Source organism: Oceanobacillus sp. FSL W7-1304 (assembly GCF_037969805.1).
Lineage (GTDB): Bacteria > Bacillota > Bacilli > Bacillales > Amphibacillaceae > Oceanobacillus > Oceanobacillus profundus.
Genome location: NZ_CP150211.1, coordinates 928,768 through 948,945, shown reverse-complemented (window position 1 = coordinate 948,945; position 20,178 = coordinate 928,768). Strand labels below are relative to the sequence as shown.

General features: G+C 37.4%; 14 protein-coding genes and 1 riboswitch. Of the genes, 7 read left to right on the top strand and 7 right to left on the bottom strand.

What is annotated here, in order from left to right; genetic code table 11:
• Window positions 1-38: 38 nt before the first annotated feature.
• Complete coding sequence (gene qoxA, locus NYE61_RS04790) at window positions 39-947, bottom strand: cytochrome aa3 quinol oxidase subunit II (RefSeq protein WP_118890290.1); 909 nt, start codon at window positions 945-947, stop codon at window positions 39-41.
• A gap of 468 nt (window positions 948-1,415) precedes the next feature.
• Here qoxA and NYE61_RS04785 point away from each other — a divergent pair, with 468 nt between their 5' ends.
• The 3 genes from NYE61_RS04785 to NYE61_RS04775 all read left to right on the top strand — a co-directional run bounded on the left by NYE61_RS04785 (window position 1,416) and on the right by NYE61_RS04775 (window position 7,695).
• The gene (locus NYE61_RS04785; RefSeq protein ID WP_095307446.1) at window positions 1,416-2,879 is read left to right on the top strand and encodes a DHA2 family efflux MFS transporter permease subunit; all 1,464 of its coding nucleotides are present in this window, start codon (window positions 1,416-1,418) and stop codon (window positions 2,877-2,879) included.
• A gap of 499 nt (window positions 2,880-3,378) precedes the next feature.
• Entirely contained in the window at window positions 3,379-4,572 is a 1,194-nt protein-coding gene (locus NYE61_RS04780; protein ID WP_339316961.1) for an exonuclease SbcCD subunit D, read from the top strand.
• 30 nt (window positions 4,573-4,602) lie between these two features.
• A complete protein-coding gene (locus tag NYE61_RS04775) occupies window positions 4,603-7,695 on the top strand; it encodes an SMC family ATPase (protein WP_303450197.1) in 3,093 nt (1,030 codons plus the stop codon).
• 121 nt (window positions 7,696-7,816) lie between these two features.
• Here NYE61_RS04775 and metE read toward each other — a convergent pair whose 3' ends face one another.
• Both metE and NYE61_RS04765 read right to left on the bottom strand, forming a co-directional pair.
• Window positions 7,817-10,108, bottom strand: coding sequence for a 5-methyltetrahydropteroyltriglutamate--homocysteine S-methyltransferase (gene metE / locus NYE61_RS04770; RefSeq protein ID WP_303450194.1), 2,292 nt, complete (start codon window positions 10,106-10,108; stop codon window positions 7,817-7,819).
• 37 nt (window positions 10,109-10,145) lie between these two features.
• On the bottom strand, window positions 10,146-12,011 hold the full coding sequence (locus tag NYE61_RS04765) for a bifunctional homocysteine S-methyltransferase/methylenetetrahydrofolate reductase (RefSeq protein ID WP_303450191.1): 1,866 nt from the start codon (window positions 12,009-12,011) through the stop codon (window positions 10,146-10,148).
• A gap of 187 nt (window positions 12,012-12,198) precedes the next feature.
• A riboswitch (SAM riboswitch) is annotated at window positions 12,199-12,304 on the bottom strand.
• Window positions 12,305-12,541: 237 nt separating this feature from the next.
• Here NYE61_RS04765 and NYE61_RS04760 point away from each other — a divergent pair.
• The 3 genes from NYE61_RS04760 (at window position 12,542) to NYE61_RS04750 (ending at window position 16,449) form a co-directional block, all read left to right on the top strand.
• Complete coding sequence (locus NYE61_RS04760) at window positions 12,542-13,195, top strand: reverse transcriptase-like protein (RefSeq protein WP_303450188.1); 654 nt, start codon at window positions 12,542-12,544, stop codon at window positions 13,193-13,195.
• A gap of 194 nt (window positions 13,196-13,389) precedes the next feature.
• Complete coding sequence (locus NYE61_RS04755) at window positions 13,390-14,556, top strand: hydroxymethylglutaryl-CoA synthase (RefSeq protein ID WP_339316956.1); 1,167 nt, start codon at window positions 13,390-13,392, stop codon at window positions 14,554-14,556.
• A gap of 537 nt (window positions 14,557-15,093) precedes the next feature.
• The gene (locus tag NYE61_RS04750) at window positions 15,094-16,449 is read left to right on the top strand and encodes an MATE family efflux transporter (RefSeq protein ID WP_095307434.1); all 1,356 of its coding nucleotides are present in this window, start codon (window positions 15,094-15,096) and stop codon (window positions 16,447-16,449) included.
• Window positions 16,450-16,670: 221 nt separating this feature from the next.
• On the opposite strand, the gene NYE61_RS04745 is transcribed toward NYE61_RS04750, so the two are convergent.
• The 3 genes from NYE61_RS04745 to NYE61_RS04735 are packed head-to-tail and all read right to left on the bottom strand — an operon-like array spanning window position 16,671 to window position 18,683.
• Window positions 16,671-17,441 carry a hypothetical protein gene (locus NYE61_RS04745; RefSeq protein WP_303450177.1) on the bottom strand — a complete coding sequence of 257 codons (771 nt, stop codon included), beginning with the start codon at window positions 17,439-17,441 and terminating at the stop codon, window positions 16,671-16,673.
• Window positions 17,434-18,309, bottom strand: coding sequence for an ABC transporter ATP-binding protein (locus NYE61_RS04740; RefSeq protein WP_095307431.1), 876 nt, complete (start codon window positions 18,307-18,309; stop codon window positions 17,434-17,436). Before NYE61_RS04740 ends, NYE61_RS04745 begins: the two co-directional genes overlap by 8 nt.
• The gene (locus NYE61_RS04735) at window positions 18,309-18,683 is read right to left on the bottom strand and encodes a GntR family transcriptional regulator (RefSeq protein WP_095307428.1); all 375 of its coding nucleotides are present in this window, start codon (window positions 18,681-18,683) and stop codon (window positions 18,309-18,311) included. Before NYE61_RS04735 ends, NYE61_RS04740 begins: the two co-directional genes overlap by 1 nt.
• Before the next feature lie 181 nt (window positions 18,684-18,864).
• Here NYE61_RS04735 and NYE61_RS04730 point away from each other — a divergent pair, with 181 nt between their 5' ends.
• Entirely contained in the window at window positions 18,865-19,317 is a 453-nt protein-coding gene (locus tag NYE61_RS04730; RefSeq protein ID WP_303450170.1) for a hypothetical protein, read from the top strand.
• Window positions 19,318-19,357: 40 nt separating this feature from the next.
• Here NYE61_RS04730 and NYE61_RS04725 read toward each other — a convergent pair whose 3' ends face one another.
• Window positions 19,358-19,930: a biotin transporter BioY gene (locus tag NYE61_RS04725; protein ID WP_303450168.1), complete on the bottom strand. Its 573-nt coding sequence runs from the start codon at window positions 19,928-19,930 to the stop codon at window positions 19,358-19,360.
• Window positions 19,931-20,178: the final 248 nt, after the last annotated feature.

Sequence of the window (20,178 nt, the reverse complement as noted above, 5' to 3'; positions counted from 1 at the left end):
AGATTAGTAATCTAGCTGTTTTGTTCGTAGTCTTTCAATTAATGATGATCGTGTTCTGAATCATCATGTTCATCCTCGGATTGTTCCGTATCATCAGATGAACCGTGATTATGCCCACCATGCTCACCCTCAGGTGGTGGTGAAAATTCTAAATGTGTTCCAGTGAAAGCAAGTTGACCTAGATGACCAGGTTCTAATAATTCATTGAATATATCTTCTGTTAATGGATCAGCCGTAGCATGAATATCATCTACCCAAGTATCGAATTCATCTTGCGGCATTGCGATAACGTTAAATGTGTTTTCAGCAAAACCTTCACCACTAAAGTTTGCATTTCTACCCATAAACTCTCCAGCTGATTCAGCCGCTAAATTAATTGTCGTTACCATGTCTGCCATCGCATATTTTTGTCCGGCTAACTGCGGTACCCAAAAGCTTGTAATTGGACCATGTGAGTAAAGCTTGAACTGGACGGAACGATCTGTTGGGATAAATACATAATTGACTGTTTCAATATCTTGCTCTGGATAGCTGAAATGCCATTTCCAGTTAGATGAAGAAGCATATATCACCAACGGTTCCTGATCCTCATATCCTTCTGGTACTGTTTCAACTTGGTATGTTGAGACAACAGAAACGATAGATAAGAAGATAACAATTAAAATTGGAATACCAACAATAATTCCTTCGACAATAGGATTCCCCTCAATATGTGGTGGTTCATAATCATCATCCTGTTTAGATGCGCGGTATTTTACTAGGATAATGATAAGTAATACAAGTACGGTAATAACAATGAATGCCATAGTAATGATGGATAACCATATAACATCAGCAGTCGTTGCAGCTTGTGGTCCTTTTGGATCTAAGACAAGTAATGGCTCACAACCTGTTAACACTGTAGCTATAGTGAAAATGAATGTTAGTAGGGTCCATTTAAGTTTCATGTATATACCCCTTTCTGTTAAATTATCTGTTTTTTTGCGCCAATATAAAGGTAAACACAATTATCGTCCTATATAATAGTACGCAAACGATAAAAATACAAGAGTATGAGAAATGCTTCACAAAATGTTCATGAAGATTTGTAGATTTGGTGGAGATAGGCAAATTTTGGACACGTAGGTATTAAAAATAGTTGCTTTAATTGCAAAAATGTGCTCCGTATTTTTGCGGTTAGCTAATGAAAAACTTTCCCACTATTAATGAAGGAAAGTTTTTTCTAATTTAGCTGTATTTTCATACTAGACTCATAGTCTATTAAAAATTGAATGAATTATGAATCGGTTCATAAACTTGATAAAGACAATAAAAAATTTATTTGTATTATGTGGACTAAAGGTATATGATATGATTTATGTCATTAGAAAAATTCGGGTGATCAATGTATAGTTTAATGTAAGGGAGAAGAATTTATGGAACCATCAATCAATCATAATGACCGGCCAAAGTATGGTATTTTAGCAATACTTATGGTTGGTGCATTTATTTCATTTTTAAATAATACACTGCTAAATGTTGCACTGCCATCTATCATGTTAGACCTTGATGTAAGTACATCTGTCGTCCAGTGGTTAACGACGGGGTATATGTTAATTAATGGTATATTGATTCCAACGACAGCTTTTTTAATTCAAAAATATTCTGTTCGCCGATTGTTCTTAGTTGCAATGGGTCTGTTTTTTTGTGGAACTTTAATTGCAGGTATTGCGCATACATTCCCGATCTTGCTGGCTGCGCGAATGGTTCAGGCATCTGGATCCGCAATTATGATGCCATTATTAATGAATGTTATGTTAATAAGCTTTCCAATCGCTAAACGAGGAACTGCAATGGGAGTCTTCGGTTTGATTTTAATGTTTGCTCCAGCAATTGGACCAACGCTTTCTGGTTGGATTATTGAACACTATGATTGGAGAATGCTATTTCATTTTATAACTCCAATTGCTGCTGTTGTATTTTTGCTCGGCTTTTTTCTATTAAAGGATAAGAAAGAAAAAGTGTTTATTACGTTAGATATTCTTTCTTTAATTTTGTCCAGTATTGGATTCGGAGGATTATTATACGGTTTTAGCTCTGCTGGATCAAAGGGCTGGGATAGCTTACAGGTATATGGAACAATTATCCTTGGGGTTATTGCGCTTATCTGGTTTATCCTTCGTCAATCAAAGCTTGAGAAGCCCATGTTAAATTTCAATGTGTTTAAATATCCCATGTTTACGTTGGCATCCATCATATCGATGGTCGTTAATATTGCAATGTTTTCTGGTTTTCTTTTGTTACCGATCTATGCACAAACGATTCGTGGGATTTCGCCAATGGATACGGGGTTAATGCTATTACCGGGAGCTCTTCTGAATGCATTTATGTCACCAATCACAGGTAGACTGTTTGATAGATATGGCGGGCGAGTACTGGCGCTTGTTGGTTTATCGATTATGACAATTACAACGTATTGCTTTAGTAACTTAACGTTTGAGACAGGTTACATTACGTTAATGGCACTGCATGGAATGCGTATGTTAGGTCTATCCATGGTTATGATGCCGGTATCTACGAACGGCTTAAATCAGTTGCCTGCTGAATATTACCCGCATGGAACAGCGATGAATAATACGCTGAATCAGGTTTCTGGAGCGATTGGAACTGCATTGTTAATAACGATCATGTCAATTCGAGAAAATGTGTATGCAAACCGTTTAACTGAGGCAGTAGTAGGCGGTCCGACTTCGGAGGTGCAGCAACAAATAGCTTTAGAAGCAATGCTAGGTGGAATTAATGATGCATTCTTTATTTCGACCTTTATTATCGCAGTAGCTATAATCCTTGCCAGCTTTTTAAAACGAGCCAAGCAAGGGGATATAAAAATGAGTAAATAGTTTATAACCCTGATACGATTCGTGTATCGGGGTTATTTATTTGTGTTCGTTCTGGCTGTGTCAGAGCATGACTACTGCATCCGGGAAAGGCAGGAAGTAAATTGAGCAACCGAATCGAATAGGTTTACTCATTAACACAATGGCTGCATGCGAGTCTAAACTTTACTTTTTCAAAAAGTTTTAACTTTAATAGAATTTATTTTAATAGCTAAATTCCACATCAAAACAAAGAATTTAATCGGATAATAGTTTCGAAATTCGCAAATCTACTAAATATAGCTGGTAGAAATATGAATTATGACCAGGCTTCCTAACATTGATTCAATGGAAGAAGAGCAGTATACTCATTATAGATTTAGATTCGATATTTTGTGAAAGGGGCTAAGTTCCTTTTCTCTTATTATAGTAGTAATCAATACTATTAAAACAGAAGAATTAAGTAGTTTTTGATTAAGTGCAAGCAGATTATTTATCTAGTGTACTGGAGAGGGGAGATACAATGAAGTTTTTTCATACTGCGGATTGGCACTTAGGAAAACTTGTCCAGGGAATTTATATGACCGAAGATCAACGTTATGTATTAGAACAACTTATTCAAGCAGTGGAGGAAGAAAAACCAGATGCAGTCATTATCGCAGGTGATTTATATGATCGAGCGGTTCCGCCAATTGAAGCAGTTCACTTATTGGACGAAGTTTTAGAGACAATTGTGCATCGATTAAAAACACCTGTAATCGCGATAGCAGGTAACCATGATAGTCCGAGCAGGTTGAATTTTGGGAGCAGTTTAATGAAACATCATGGTTTTCATATTGTCGGTAATCTGACAAACCATATAGAGCCAGTTGTTTTAGAAGACGAATTTGGAGAGGTGCATTTTCACCTCATTCCGTACTGCGACCCAAGTGTGGTAAGGAATGTTTTGGAAGATGAGGATATCCGAACACATGATGACGCAACAAAAAAGATTATCGAACAAATTACCATGCAGATGGATGCCAATGCCCGACATGTTGCTGTTGGTCATGCATTTGTGACTCCCTATGCGAAAGAAGAAGAAAATACAAGTGATTCGGAGCGGCCGCTTTCAATTGGTGGTGCAGAATATGTTGCTAGTGAACACTATATGCCATTTCATTATACGGCATTAGGGCATTTGCATCAGGCTCATTATGTAATGGATGAGAAAATTCGTTATGCTGGATCGATTTTAAAATACTCTTTATCCGAGGAGCATCATAAAAAAGGATTTCATATTGTCGAGATGGATTCTTTAGGAAATGCCACAGTTGAAAAACGTCTCTTGAAACCGCGGAGAGACATTCGTACCGTTGAAGCATACATAGATGATTTATTAAATCACCCAATTAATCAAGATTATGTTTTTGTTCGGTTATTGGATGAGACTCCGGTATTGTCGCCGATGGAAAAGGTGCGATCTGTCTATCCGAACGCGATGCATGTGGAACGTAAAAACTATTCTGTCACACCTCTTGCGCAGGCAGAAGATCGTTCGATTAATCGAAGCAAGATGAGTGACATGGATCTTTTTCAGGCATTTTATAATGAAGTAAAAGGTAATAGTGCAACAGAAGAAATGGAAGCTATTTTTAAAGAAACATTAGATCAACTTCTAAAGGATGCAAGTGAAACAAGAGTAATACCGAAACAGAAAGCATCTCTAACGAATTAAGGCGATACAGCAGAAAGGAGTAAAAACCAGTTGAAGCCACTAAAGTTAACAATGACGGCATTTGGTCCGTATAAAAATACAGAAACCGTAGATTTTAGAGAGCTGGATAAGACGAATTTATTTGTTATATCTGGTAATACTGGTGCGGGGAAAACAACAATCTTTGATGGCATTGCTTTTGCATTATATGGCAGTGCAAGTGGTTCGGATCGCGAAGATATAAAGGCATTGCGCAGTGATTTTGCCGATGATAATACCCATACAGCTGTAGAATTGGAGTTTTCCTTAAACGGACGTGTGTATCGCATACTCCGGCAGTTAGGTCATGTGAAAAAAGGAAACAAATCAAAAACAGGTGAACGTTATGAGTTCTTTGAAAAAATAGACGACAAAGAGATTCCATGTGTTGATAGACAAATCGTTTCTGAAATAAATAAAAAGGTAGAAGCGATTATAGGATTAACACAAGACCAGTTTAAACAAATTGTTATGCTGCCACAAGGTGAATTCCGTAAACTGCTAACATCGGATACAGAAAATAAAGAAGCTATATTACGAAGGCTCTTTAAAACAGAGCACTATAAACATCTTAGTGAGTTGCTGAAAAATAAGAAAAACACAGTGGAGCAGCAATATAACCAAGTAAGGCAGACGCTTGATCACTATATAACTACGATTTATTCGGTATTGCCAGAACGTGAGGATTCTCTTTTAACTCATGTTTTATCAGCAGAACATTACCATACACAACAAATAGTTGCAGGGCTGGAAGTGGAAGCTGATTATTATCTTAGGCAAATCGAGATTGATGAAAAAGCCTATGATGCAGCGTATCGCAAACACGATGAGAAGCAAAATGCTTTCCATGAAGCACATGCACAAAATGAGCGGTTTGATGAATTGGATGTAAAAGAAAAGCGTCTGAAGCAACAAAAAGAGCAAGTCCCAGTATTCGCTGCAAAAGAAAAACAATTGGAAGCAGCAGGACGAGCTAGTACGATTGAAATTTATGAAAAGCAGGTCTCGGATTGGCAAAGAGAAGCAGCTGAAAAAGAACGTGTATTAGAAAATGCAGAAGCAGCTAAGAAGCATGCTGATACAAAACTTGAGCAAGCGACATCCTATTATAAGGAAGCGGAAAATAAAAAAGATGTAAGAGAAGAAACTGGAAAAAAACTAGATCGATTAACGGATTATCTACCTATTGTAAAAGATATCGACATGCAAAAGGGTGAATTAGATCAGCTTGTTCGAGAGGGAAAGCTGACTAGAGCTGATTTGGAAAAAATCAGAAAAGAGATTAAAACCAAAAGAGAAGCGGCAGAAAAATGTCAAATTCAAATCAAGCAGCTTGAGGAGGCTGTAAACCAATATCATGATAAGAAACAGCAACTGCTCGAGATGAGGGAACGTGCAAAGCTGCTGCAAGGTTATATTGATCTATCAAAGCAAAAAGATGAGCTGGAAAAAGCTGTTACACTAAAAAAAGAGCATTTTTCAAAAGCGAAGGAACAGTATCAGCGCCAAGAAGAAGCGTGGATTGCTAATCAAGCAATTGTGTTGGCAAATCATTTGCATGATGGAGAAGCTTGCCCGGTTTGCGGGAGTATCGAACATCCGAATAAAGCGACGATGGAGAAGGACGCCTTTACGAAAGAGCAACTGGAAACATTGAAAAAAGATTTAGACATAAAGGATGATTCATATCGGAATACTTTAGCTGATCTAAAGGCAAAACTATCCCAGTTACAGGAAAAGGAAACAGAAATAAAGAAATGCACGATACCTCTTGAATCTGTTTCGTCCATTTTTGAACAATTAGTAGAAGAAGGGAAAAAGCTAGCGTCTGACGTAACGGAATTGGATAAAAAACGCAAGAAGTTAGAGGAACAAAAAGAGATTCAAGAAAATATAGCTATTGAAATTAAACAATTAGAACCAAAAAGAGATCAGTTTGAAAAAGTATATCAAGATTTGGTAACTTCTTATGAATCGAAAAAAGCAGTTTATGAAGAACGCTTACGTAATATTCCAGATGAAGTGAAGGTACTAACAGAGCTAGAGAAACAATTAAAAGAAACAAGAGAAATGAAAGTAAAGCTAGAGAAAGAGTGGGAACAAGCTCAATCTGGATTGCAAAAGGCGAAAGAAGAGCAGACAAGCGTTACTGCAAATCGAACGCATGCAAAAACACAGCTAAACGAAACGAACAAGAAAAGGCAGCTAGCAGAGAATCAGTTTCATGAAGCAATGCTAAATGCTGGGTTCGAGTCTATTGAAGTATATCGAGAGGCGAAAATGTCTCCGCCAGATCAACAGATATTGAAAAATGAGATTGATCAATTTAAACAAAGTCTATCTACGTTAACTGAACAGGTCGCTGATTTGAAAGAGGTGTTAAAAGAAAAATCAAGAATCGATTTAACGGCCCTCAAGCAGCAACTAGATGAATTAAAACAAGCATACGAGCTTGCTTTAAGTACTTGGAATCGTTCAAAAGATAGCTATCAAGGAGCAATTGATTTGAAGGTTCATATTATGGAAGCGGAGAGCCATGTGAAAGAGCATGAGAAACGGTTAGCTGCAGTATCTGAATTATATGATGTGCTCAGAGGGCAAAACGATCGGAAGATTTCCTTTGAACGCTATTTACAAATCGAATATTTAGAACAAATCATTGATGCAGCCAATATGAGATTGAGAGAGCTATCAAATGGTCAATATTATCTAACGAGAAGTGATCGCCAAGAATCACATGGTAAGCAAAGTGGACTAGCACTGGATGTTTATGATGCGTACACCGGGCAAACCCGCGATGTTAAAACATTATCAGGGGGAGAGAAATTTAATGCATCCCTTGCACTTGCGCTTGGCATGTCTGATGTTATTCAAAGCTTTCAAGGCAATATTTCGATTGATACAATGTTTATCGATGAAGGCTTTGGTTCATTAGATGAAGAGTCGTTAACAAAGGCAATTGACACTTTGGTTGCCCTACAGCAATCAGGTAGAATGATTGGTGTTATATCCCATGTGCAGGAGCTGAAAAGCATGTTCCCTGCAATGCTGGAGGTTAAAAAGATGAAAGAAGGCTATAGCAGGACAAGATTTGTGATGCAGTAATGGTGGATTGCGTTTTATTCAAAATATGTCTAAAAACGAATGAGAAATAGTTGATAAAGCCCCTAAACGCTAATTTGCGTTTAGGGGCTTTTGGATTTGAATGTAATGAATCGGCTGGATGCTATTTTTGAAAAGTCAATTGTTCCTCGCGAATTTCCCTTGCAGCATGGATCATCGCTTTTAATGCTTCAACTGTTTCATCCTCGCTTCTTGTTTTCAATCCACAATCCGGATTGATCCAGAATTGCTCTGTAGGAATCGTTTTTAATGCTCGGCTAATATTTTGTTTGATTTCATTTTTATCTGGAACACGTGGGCTGTGGATATCATAGACACCAAGTCCGATTTCCTTCTCATACGTATTTTCCTCAAAGGCAGATATAATTTCACCATGACTACGTGAGGTTTCAATTGAGATAACATCTGCATCAAGACCGTCAATTGCATCATAGATTTTTTGGAATTCAGAGTAGCACATATGGGTATGAATTTGTGTCTGAACTTGAACAGAAGATGTTGCCAAGCGAAATGCATATACTGCAGCATCTAAATACGCTTTTTGTTTTTTTTCATCTAGTGGAAGTCCTTCACGTAATGCTGGTTCATCAACTTGAATAATTTTAATTCCACTTGTCTCAAGTGCTTTAATTTCTTTTCGTAGAGCGAGAGCGATTTGGTTTTGCACCGTTTCTCTTGGAACGTCGTCATGGACAAAAGACCAGTTTAGAATAGTTACTGGACCAGTGAGCATTCCTTTTACAGGTTTGTCTGTTAAGGATTGCGCGAAAATACTTTCCTTTACAGTCATCGCTGTGTCAAACGAAACATCACCAAAAATCAATGGCGGTTTTACGCATCGTGAACCGTAGGATTGGACCCATCCGAATTCTGTCACACCAAAGCCGTTTAACTTTTCTCCAAAGTATTCGACCATATCTGTGCGTTCGAATTCGCCATGTACAAGTACATCTAACCCAATTTTCTCTTGGATATGAATCCATTTTGTTATGTTATCTCTAATAAATTGTTCATATTCAGCTTCTGTAATTGTTCCCTGACGCCATTTTGTTCTTTTTTTTCTAACTTCCTGGGTTTGTGGCAAGCTGCCAATAGTTGTCGTCGGAAGTAATGGTAATTGCAAGACCTCATGCTGTTTCTGAATTCGTTCAGCGAATGGTAAGGAACGTTGTGCATCCGTAATTCCTAGTGCTTCGACTTCCTTTCGAACAATTTCATTATTTCTGTGTGTAGAATGGTTAAACTGTTCAAGTTCCTTATTATTTCTAGCTAGTTCTTGGACGATTGTCTGTTTCCCAGTTTGTAATCCCTTTGTAAGTGTTACAATTTCATCAAGCTTTTCATTCGCGAAGGACAGACCATTTTTTACATTGGAATCAAGTTGTGCTTCAGATTCTTTCGTGACTGGAACATGTAATAATGATGAGGAAGGCTGGATAATGATTTGCTTATTTTTAACAGTTTGATAGATTGTTTCGAGCAGGTCGGTTTTAGCTTCCAAGTCAGCCTTCCAAACGTTGCGCCCATTAATAATCCCGGCTGCGAGTACTTTATCTTCTGGGAATCCGAATTGTTTGATAAGCTCTAGCGACTCTCCATGGACAAAGTCAAGTCCGATTGCTTGAACAGGAAACTCGATAATTTCTTCGTAGTGAATAATATGCTCGAAATAGGTTTGTAAAATTAGCTTTAATTTAGGTGCTGCATTATGAAATTGCTCATAAACTTGTTTTGCTTTTTGGATAACTTCTTTTGATAGATTAGTTCCTAAAATCGGTTCATCGATTTGTACCCAAGAGACACCGGCTTCCTCTAACTCTTTTAATAGTTGGACATATAAAGGTATAAAGCGTTGCAAGACGTTAGAGAAATCATTTTCTTCGTATCCTTTTGATAATTTTAGGTATGTAATTGGACCTAAAATGACAGGCTTCCCATCGATTCCTAACTTTTCTTTTGCTTCTTTATAGAATTTTAGCGGGAGATTTTCTGTTAACGTTGGTGTCACATTTTCAAGCTCTGGAACGATATAATGATAGTTTGTATTAAACCATTTCGTAAGCTTAGAGGCAACCGCATTTTCTGTACCGCGAGCAATAGCAAAATATGTTTCGAGGTTAACCTTTCCGCCATCATAGTTAAAACGATCTGGTACAACACCGAACATAGCGGAAGTATCTAGGACGTGATCGTATAGTGTAAAATCGCCAACCGGTACAAGATCGATACCAATTTCTTTTTGCTTTTTTAAGTTTGCGAATCTAATGGCATCAGTTTTCTCTAAAAGTTCCTTTTCGGATAATTGCTTATTCCAGTATCCTTCCAAGGCGCGCTTCCATTTTCTTTTCTTCCCGATTCTTGGGTAACCTAAGTTTGAGCTAATCACATTTGTCATTTCATTTCCTCCTCATTTGTTTTCATCTTAATTCTTCCTATAGGCTGTGCGGGGTTGCTGACAACACCTCCTCGAAGTTACTTTTGGGGACTTTTTCCTGGATATATTCAATAAGACGAATAATCATGTCATAACGTGCGAAAGGTGTAATTAAATAGATACCATGGAAATATCGTAAGGATACATCAATAAGTTCCTTTGCTATTGAAATCCCTTGTTCAATCGATTTGTCTCGATCGTTCGAGACAAAGCGCATTTTATCTCTAACATCGTCATTTAATTTAATTCCTGGTACTTCATTGTGGAGAAATTCAGCATTTCTTGTTGATGTCAACGGCATAATTCCTATATAAATAGGTGTTTGGATGTGCGCTGTTGCTTCATGCAGCTGTATGATTTGCTCCTTATTGAAGATCGGTTGTGTTAGAAAATAATCGGCACCATAGCTAATCTTTTTTTCCATTCGTTTGACTGCCTTATCAAGATGAGCCACATTTGGATTAAAAGCTGCACCAACTTTGAAAGAAGTTTTCCGTCGTAAGGAATTACCAGAAAAGGAAAGCCCTTTATTAAATTGCTTGATTAGTTTAATTAGATCGAACGATGTTACATCAAAAACAGAAGTGGCACCTGGGAAGTCGCCGATTTTCGTTGGGTCTCCCGTAATTGCCAAAATTTCATGAATCCCTAACGTGTCGAGTCCCATTAAATGGGATTGCAGCCCGATTAAATTACGATCGCGGCAAGTTAAGTGAACGAGAGGTCTTAGCCCAACCTCTTGTTTTATTTTTTCGGCGATCGCAATATTGCTAATTCTTGGTGATGCTAACGAGTTGTCAGCTAATGTAATTGCATCGACACCAGCCTTCTTTAATGCCTTCACGCCTTCCATATATGCGTCTGTTTGCAGATGCTTCGGAGCATCTAGCTCAACGATGATGGAATGTCTTTTCTTTACGATATCGACTAAAGGGGTCTCTTTAGTCGTCTGATTACGTGTTACTTCAATAGGGGAAGGCTTTCTAATAATCTTCTTTTCCGTTAATGGCTTTAAATTACGAACTCCTTGCGCTAATCCTTTGATATGCTCAGGGGTTGTTCCGCAGCAACCGCCAAGCAAGCGAACACCTTCATTGCGAAAATCTTCGGCGCATCGAGTGAAATAGTCAGGTTTATTTTCGTAAACGAGCTTGCCCTCGTGATAAGCTGGCAGACTAGCGTTTGGGTAAGCCGCTAAGAATGTCTTATCTGACAATGGAACATCTTTTAATGATTGCAGCATATGAAATGGACCTAAGTGACAGTTGACGCCAACAATATTACTACCCGTATCTTCTAGCCGTTGTAAAGCATCCTTTAGCTGGATACCATTTTCAAGAATACCTGGTACGTGCATGGAGACATTTGTGATAATCGGTATTGTTGTTTCTTCTCGGGCAATTTCTAATACGGTTAATAGCTCATCAAGATTGTAATAGGTTTCTAAAATAAGGCCATCTACACCTTCTAACAGTAAGCAATATAGCTGTTCTCGAAAGCTTCGTTTGATTTCTTCTTTTGTATCATTTAATGCTTGTGCGCCATGTATCCCTCCGATAGTTCCGAGAACAAAAGTGTCTTTTTTAGCAGCCTTTCTAGCAAGTTCCACTGCTTTGGTATTGATTTTTTTAACTTGATCTTCTAAGCCATAACGAGCAAGCTTAATGTAATTTGCTCCGTACGTATTGGTTTGGATTAAATCGGATCCCGCCTCAATATATGATCGATGAATACGGGTAATTTGTTCCTCATGTGTTAAATTCAATTCTTCAAAGCAACGGTCAACGCCGTATGAATACAGCAAAGTTCCCATTGCACCGTCACCAATAAGGATCCTTTCTTCAAGAGCACTTAATAAACTCATTTTTCTGTCCTCCTTTATCGTTAAAAGTAGCAATTACCTCATTTCATTTTCTTCACTACCTTTTAATTCACTCCTTTGAAGCTGTCATTAGTGGAAAATTGTATTCGTGGTGATAAGAAAAGGTGGGAAAACATAAAAAGACCCCTTCCGAAAAGAAGAGGTCATGTATGTATTATTCACTTTACTCTTCTTATCTACCAAGCATTAATGCTTGTTGGAATTAGCACAGTACTTAAAAAAGCCTGTTGCCGAGGTATCGTAGGGCCAAATCCCTCCACCTCTCTGGATAAGAAAATAACGAATATTCAGTTGTTAAATCCATTTTGCATAAATTTTATAGTTTTGTCAATTGTTTTATTAAATACATTTTTGTTATTATTAAAACAAATTTGTGGTGTTGCTAAGATATGTGCATTTTTAGGATACAATATAAAATAATATGAATGAAAGGTTCATTCATTAAATGTGTTTTATTCAAATTTCATGTCATTTATTTTGTTTTATATCCAAGTAAAAAGGAGGTTTTATCTTTGCAAGTGAGAATGGAATTAACATATCGTACAAAAAAGGGATTAGAGACGATGCTTAGCTCAGATATGATGCAAGCTGGACAAGCCGTCATCATTGCTGAAGACATGGAGAAAACTGGAAGAATCAAGCAATTAACATTTATTGATAGCAATGATAGAAGCTGGACCTATAAGCAATTAAAGAAATACATGGAAGAAATTAAAACGGAACCGCATGATATAACTGTCTATTTTGATGGTGGATTTGACTTGAAGACAGATAAAGCAGGTCTTGGCTGTGTCATTTACTATGAGCAAAATGAAAAGGCCTATCGGATAAGAAAAAATGCTTTAGTGGAAGGCCTTATAAATAATAATGAAGCAGAATATGCGGCGCTTCATTTAGGATTAACTGAATTAGAGCTATTAGGTGTGCACCACTTACCAGTAACATTTGTTGGAGATTCAAAGGTTGTCATTCATCAGTTGGATGGGGAATGGCCATGCTATGAAAAGGAGCTATCAGCATGGATTAATCGGATTGAACAAAAGTTAGAACAGCTTGGAATTGCCCCAACTTATAAAGATGTGTCCCGGAAAATGAACCGTGAGGCTGATCAATTAGCAACACAGGCCCTACAAGAGATTGAAATTATGAGTCATCGTGAGCGCTGATAGATAATCAATCATACAGACAAATTAGCTAATCCGGTAGTTTAGAAAACCTTTCCATCTAACTTCAAATGAGTTGTTTTTCGTAATACATTATATTATCATTTAACTGTTGTTTAATTTAAAAAATAATAGTTGTGCACTATTTCACGAAGCAGTACAGTATAAAATTTTGGTAGTTGTAAAGGAGCAGGGCATTGAATATAGGGATTGATAAGATAGGTTTTTATACACCGCATTTATATGTAGATATGAACAAATTAGCTGTTGCAAGAGACATAGAGCCGGAAAAGTTCACCGTTGGAATTGGACAGGAAAAAATGGCGATTCCGCCTATTACACAAGACCCGGTTACATTGGCTGCGAACGCTGCACTTGGGATTTTAAACGAGGCAGATAAAGAGAAAATCGATTTTGTTATTTTTGGTACCGAATCAGGTATTGATAACTCGAAGTCTGCAGGGGTCTATGTACATAATTTACTTGGGTTAAATCCCCATGCACGTACTGTTGAAATGAAGCAGGCATGCTACGGTGCAACTGCTGGAATTCAATTGGCAAAAGGGCATATTGCATTAAATCCGGAAAGCAAGGTATTGGTAATAGGTTCTGATATCGCGAGGTACGGTCTAAATACCGCCGGTGAATCCACACAAGGTGCAGGAGCAGTTGCGATGGTGATTAGTGCAAATCCAAGAATCATGGTCCTTGAAGAGCATAGTGCTTATTTTACAAATGACATTATGGATTTCTGGAGACCGATTTACTCTGACAAAGCGTTTGTTGATGGAAAGTTTTCCAATGAGCAATACATATACTTCTTTTCGAAGGTTTGGGAGCAGTATAAAGAAAAGTCAGGTCTTGAATTGAAAGATTTTGAGGCAATTTGTTACCACTTGCCATATACAAAGATGGGATTAAAGGCGTTACGTACGATTTTAGATGAAGGTACAGAGGAAGACAACGAAAGATTGGTTGCGAATTATCAAGTAAGTACGCAATATAATCGAAGCGTTGGAAACATCTACACGGGATCTTTATACTTAAGCTTGTTATCGCTTCTTGAACTTAACGAGGGATTAGAAGCCGGATCAAGGGTTGGTTTATACAGCTATGGTTCAGGCGCTGTTGGAGAATTTTTTACTGGGATTCTACAGTCCGATTATCGTGAGCATCTTCACATCAATGATCATAAACATTTATTTGATTCAAGAATGGAAGTAACTGTTCCCGAATATGAAAAACTATTTGAGGAGACCCTACCAGTTGATGGTTCGACATTAGAGCTTGATATTACAAAGGATACTGCTGCAATTTGTCTAAGTGGAGTAGAAGATAATAAGCGTTTGTATGTAAGGAAGTAGGAATTCAGTATACTAGAAACTTCTAGATTATATACAAACACGTTATCATAAAAAATTGAAATTAGCTTAATTTTATGTTAGAATATTCTAATAGTACATTTTGAGATAATATTCACTTCTTCCTAGGGAAATATACTAGTGAAACAAATTTATAGCAGATGAGGCTGTCTTGGAAGGTCGCGATTTTGCGATTTCTCAGACGGTCTTTTTTAATGCAAATACTGCATTCTTTTATGGGTTTTGGAATACATTTAGCATTAATGTGCTAATACCCTGCAGCAAAGCGTTTCACATTACAGAGGGAGATTTCTAGTTAATATGCATTATCATTATTAAATTGGTTGAAAATTATGTTGGCAGATAGAAAAATATAAAATTTTCAATCTGCATAAGTGCAATTAAGGCATTGGCTTAAAGGCTTGCACTCCGATGTATAGAGGTTTCTAAGAAAGCAAAGAACACTTTCTTAAGAATTCCTTTAACAAATGCCAAGTTTTCTAATGACTGAAATTTAGCGTGAAGGAGAAATGAGCAAAATTGAGTGTTGAAAAAAATAAGTACCAGGACCAGTCGCTGTTTAACCTTACATGGCCACTGTTTATTGAAATATCTCTTCATATGAGCGTGGGTATTATTGCTACATTAATCTTGAGTGGATACTCTGATAATGCTGTTGCGGGTGTTGGTGTTGCAAACCAGATAATGAACATATTTATTTTGGTATTTAACGTAACAGCGATTGGAGCAACCATTCTAATCGGTCAGAATTTAGGTGCTAACCAGATTAAAGAGGCTCGTACCATTGCAAGATCCGCTTTCGGACTTAACTTTTGGATTGGTATTGGTATGACGATTATTGTTGCTATATTTGGAGGGATCTTTCTAAACTTTTATGGGCTAAGTGGGGAGGTCTATGGTTACGCGCATACTTATTTAGTTGTTACTGGCTTATCTCTTTGTCTTGAAGCAGTCGCTTTGGCTTTAAGTGCAGTTTTACGCAGTTATGGACATACGAGAGAGACAATGTTTGTAACGATCGTGATGAATGTGATTAGTATCATCGGTTTCCTCATAGCGATTAATGGTTTGTTTGGAATTCCGGTGACAGGAGTTGTTGGAGTCTCCATTTCAATAATTGTTGCAAGGTTATTTTTAGTATTTGCGCTATTATTTTTCGTTTATAAACGCCTTGCGATTCGATACAGAATCAATGATATTTTAAAGATCGACAAGACGAACACAAAAAATTTAATGGGTATTGGAATTCCGTCTGCGGGAGAACAGTTATCTTATCAACTGTCGCAAGTCGTGATAACGAGCTTTGTAGCAATAGTTGGGGATGCAGCTTTAGCAGCTAGGGTGTATATTTTAAATATTTCAATGTTCTGTTTCATGTTTACCATGGCAATTTCACAAGGGACACAAATATTAGTTGCTCGTTATATAGGGGCAAAACAGTATAAAAGAACATTAAAGCGAGGGTTAAAAACACTTCGGATTGCCTTTTTCGTTTCAGTAGTTATTTCCTTTATTATTGCATTTACTGGGGAAAGCCTTCTTGGGTTATTTACAGAGGATCCAATGATTATTGCTGTTGCACTTCCAGTATTATGGGCAATCGTATTTATAGAACCAGGTCGTGCGGTGAATATGGTCTTGATGGGTTCATTAAAATCAGTAGGGGATGTCCGGTTCCCTGTAATTATAGGGATCATTTCTATGTGGGGACTTGCGGTAGTGCTAAGTTATGTGTTTGGGATTTCTCTTGGACTAGGACTTTTGGGAGTCTGGCTAGCTCAAGGTGTAGATGAATGGGTACGTGGAATATTTGCCTTTAGACGTTGGAAATCACAGCCTTGGCTAAGGAAGAAAGTGAGGAAAGATCCTGCCTAAGTATTTTGAAGTAAAAAGGCCGCTGCTGTTGAAAGCATCGGCCTTTTCTATATTTATCGTATTAACGGGCTGTAATTCCCCACCTCTAAGCAGAAGAGAACCAAAACATGATAGGTTGGGGGATAGTCCTGTTAATATTATGTTCAAGGATCTGTGGATTTTCTATACAGTCCTAACATTCAGTAGGGAGGAAGAGAATCCCCACTGAATGAAGTTTCACTCTATATTTTTAATGCAGCACGTTTCGTTAACAGACGAATAAGTATAATTGTTATAAGTACTGTAACGAATACGATCGGCCATGCCAAGCCATTTGGAACAATATCTAATGCTGAGAAGTTTTCGAATAGCGGTATATCTAGCACTATTCGTATCATGGAGTCCTTAACTGCGATGATTGCAATTGCCACAGCAATAAATAATATACCGAAAAGAACGTTTATGCGATAAAATGCAGCACTAATCAGCCAGCCAACAAGATAAAATACGAATAGATGTAGGCTGAATAAGCCAAGTGAGAGAAAAATATTAGATTCCGGACTAATAAATGGTGTTAGTAGGAACGATAAAAGAACCTCACCAATAATATTACCGTCAATATCGATAACAATATCCTCTAACGTACGGTCTGCTAATGCAATCTGAGAAAAATTAGTAACAATTAATTTTTCTACCAAGCTAATCAGATAGGTGAGAATCGGAATAACGATAGATAAGCCAAAACTTGCAATCACATTTCCAAGGAAATAATCTTTACGTGTTATACCATGTTCTACATAATAGGGCAGAAAATTTATGGCAATAATACCGATGACGAACATATAAATATTACCTGCTACATAGCTGGCACTGTAGAATGTATCTAGGTGTTCGCTTAAGAAAATTTTACCGATATTAATGATGAGGTGAATACCGAGTGCCCAAAACGTCCAAGTAAGCTGTACCCAAAATAAATCCAAGGAAACTTTAGGGAAAAGACTAGGTCTATTCATGTTCATCATCCTCCTTTGTAAGCTGGATAAATAGATCTTGGAGTGATACGGGACCAATTGTAAGCCCTAATTCTGAAGCAGCTAATCGATCGGCTTCATTCATTTCACCGTAAATCGTTACAGATTTTGTGTCTCCTAATTGCTCCTCGTTAAGTATTTCTTTGTTTGCAGCAAATCTGGCCACAGCATCCTTGCCTCCGACTACAGTTACACCACGAGAAACGATTGCATCGTAGGGTTCTTGGAGAAGTATTCTTCCTTCATGAATAATCATTACCTCATCAAATAAATAATCCATTTCTGAGACAAGATGGGTAGACAGAATGATAATTCGTGGATGCAATTCTTGATCCTTTAATAGTTCTTTATAAAATAAATCGCGAGCTGGTGCATCCATTCCAAGATATACTTCATCAAATATCGTAATTGGTGACCTGTTCGCTAATCCAACAACGACATTAAATGCAGATTGCTTACCTTTTGATAGTTTGGCTACTGATTTATTACCTTCTAATTTGAATTTTCTTATTAGTTTCATCGCGTATTCTAAATCAAAATGTGGACGGTAGCGCCCAAGATATTTGACGATAGTTGATGGGGAATCTGTTTCACCAGTAAAATCCTTATTGTACATAAATGTTACATCTTGCATAATCTGAGCATTTTCAAATGGGGCGACACCATTAATTCGTAAATCGCCAGAAGTAGCTTCGCGGAATGATCCAATAATGGATAGGAGCGATGTTTTACCTGCACCATTTCTTCCAAGCAGTCCATAGATTTTTGGTTCGTGTATCTCAAAATTCATGTCATGGAGTACCGGGTCACGTCCATATGCAAGCTGCAGATTGGTAGCTTTAATATGCATTACTTTCCACTTCCTTTCACTTTTTTAATATAGGTGAGAATGTCCTCTGTCGTAATTTCTAATTTATTGGCTTCTTGAACAAGTGTGACGATATAGTCCTCCATAAATGATTTACGTCGTTTTTCAAGCAGTTTGTCTCTTGCTCCTTCAGCTACAAACATACCGATACCTCTTTTCTTAAATAGTATTTCTTCGTCTACAAGCTGGTTTATTCCTTTAGAAACTGTCGCATGGTTGATTTTATAGTAATGAACGAGCTGATTTGTAGAAGGTGCCTGGTCATTCGCTTTCAACTGCTGATTGATAATCTGATCTTCAATTTGTTCTCGTACTTGTATATAAATTGGTTTATCTTCATCAAAATTACGTTTCATTGGCTACCCTCCTTTTTGGTTATCTTCTATTATGGTTATATACTTATGTGTATAACCATAACAGGTGGAATTTATACTGTCAATAAATTTTTGATAAAATGGGTGAAAAGGTATAATGAGTTGGGAGTCTTACTTTGTAATCAATAAAGGAAAGCAGAAATACATACAGGAGGTAATGGAAATGGTGAACAAGATTTCGTTAATGGATGCTTACATAATTGAAACACTCCGAAAAAACGGTGTGTCTAATCAGGAAATTATGCAACAGGTAGAAAGAAAAGATATGGAAGGCTTTCGTACTTATCATGCAAGCTTTGATTTTAATGAATTGATTCAGCTTGAAGAAAGGCTAGGGACAGCGGAGTTTCAAAAGATTTTAATTGAAGGGTATTCCATAAAATTTGTTACATTCAATGGTCTGAAAAATTTATTGCAACTGAAATTTGATAAACTCGAAGATCGTGATTATGAGTTAAAAGATGATGGTTTTTGTCAGTTGAGAATAAGTGAGGAGCAGGCGAAGCAGCTTGAAGAAATGATTTCAGGAAATTGGACTACTAAGCTTGTGAGGAATGAAAATAATTGTCTATTAATAAATGTTTATCTCGCTAAAAGTCTAATTGGAGATCTGTAAAGCGAAGGAGGGACGAACATTGGCGTCCCTCGACATCCATTTAAGAAGCAATCTCTTTTTGCGCACCATTAATCAGCTTCGCTTGAATTAATCGTTGTCGTACAACGATACCAATCAAGCTTGCTAGATATGCTTTGATGAAACCGACGATAAGAAATGGATACACTCCAGCTGTTAAAGCTGCATTCCAGCCTAAATCTAAAACAATTTTTAGTTGGATTGTACCAAATACCAGTGTAACAAACATCCCCGCAATATTGGCAATCAAGGCCATACGAACCGTAAACCTAGTTTTTTCTAAAATTAACCCGGTGATATAGGCGGCTGCAATGAAGCCGAAAATGTAACCTCCTGATGGACCTACTAATACTTGTGGTCCGCCACTAAAGCCTGCAAAAACAGGAATTCCGACTGCGCCAATGGCTGCATAGCATAACATTGCTAGAGCACCCTGACGACTGCCTAAAACAGTAGCGGCAATTCCGACAGCTAGAGTTTGTCCGCTTATCGGAATTAATGGCAGTGGGATTTCGATTTGCGCTAAAATTGCTGTTATTGCTGCGAAAATCGAACAATTGAGTAGAATTCTAAGTCTCTTGCTTTTTTCATTCATCATACAAAGCTCCTTATTCAAATTAAATTTTTAGAAGGCTTATTTGGCTGGGTAATTATCTTACTATTTGGATTATACGTCGAAGGAAGTTTCATTGTCAACCTAAATTGTAATTAGTTGACAATGATGAAATAATCTTAGTTTGCAAATGCGGGAAAGGATAAAACAATTATAATTATTCTTTCTCTTGAGAGCAGTAGGGTAGGTATGCGTTAATTAAGATGTCGGACCGATAGACTCTTGTGAAA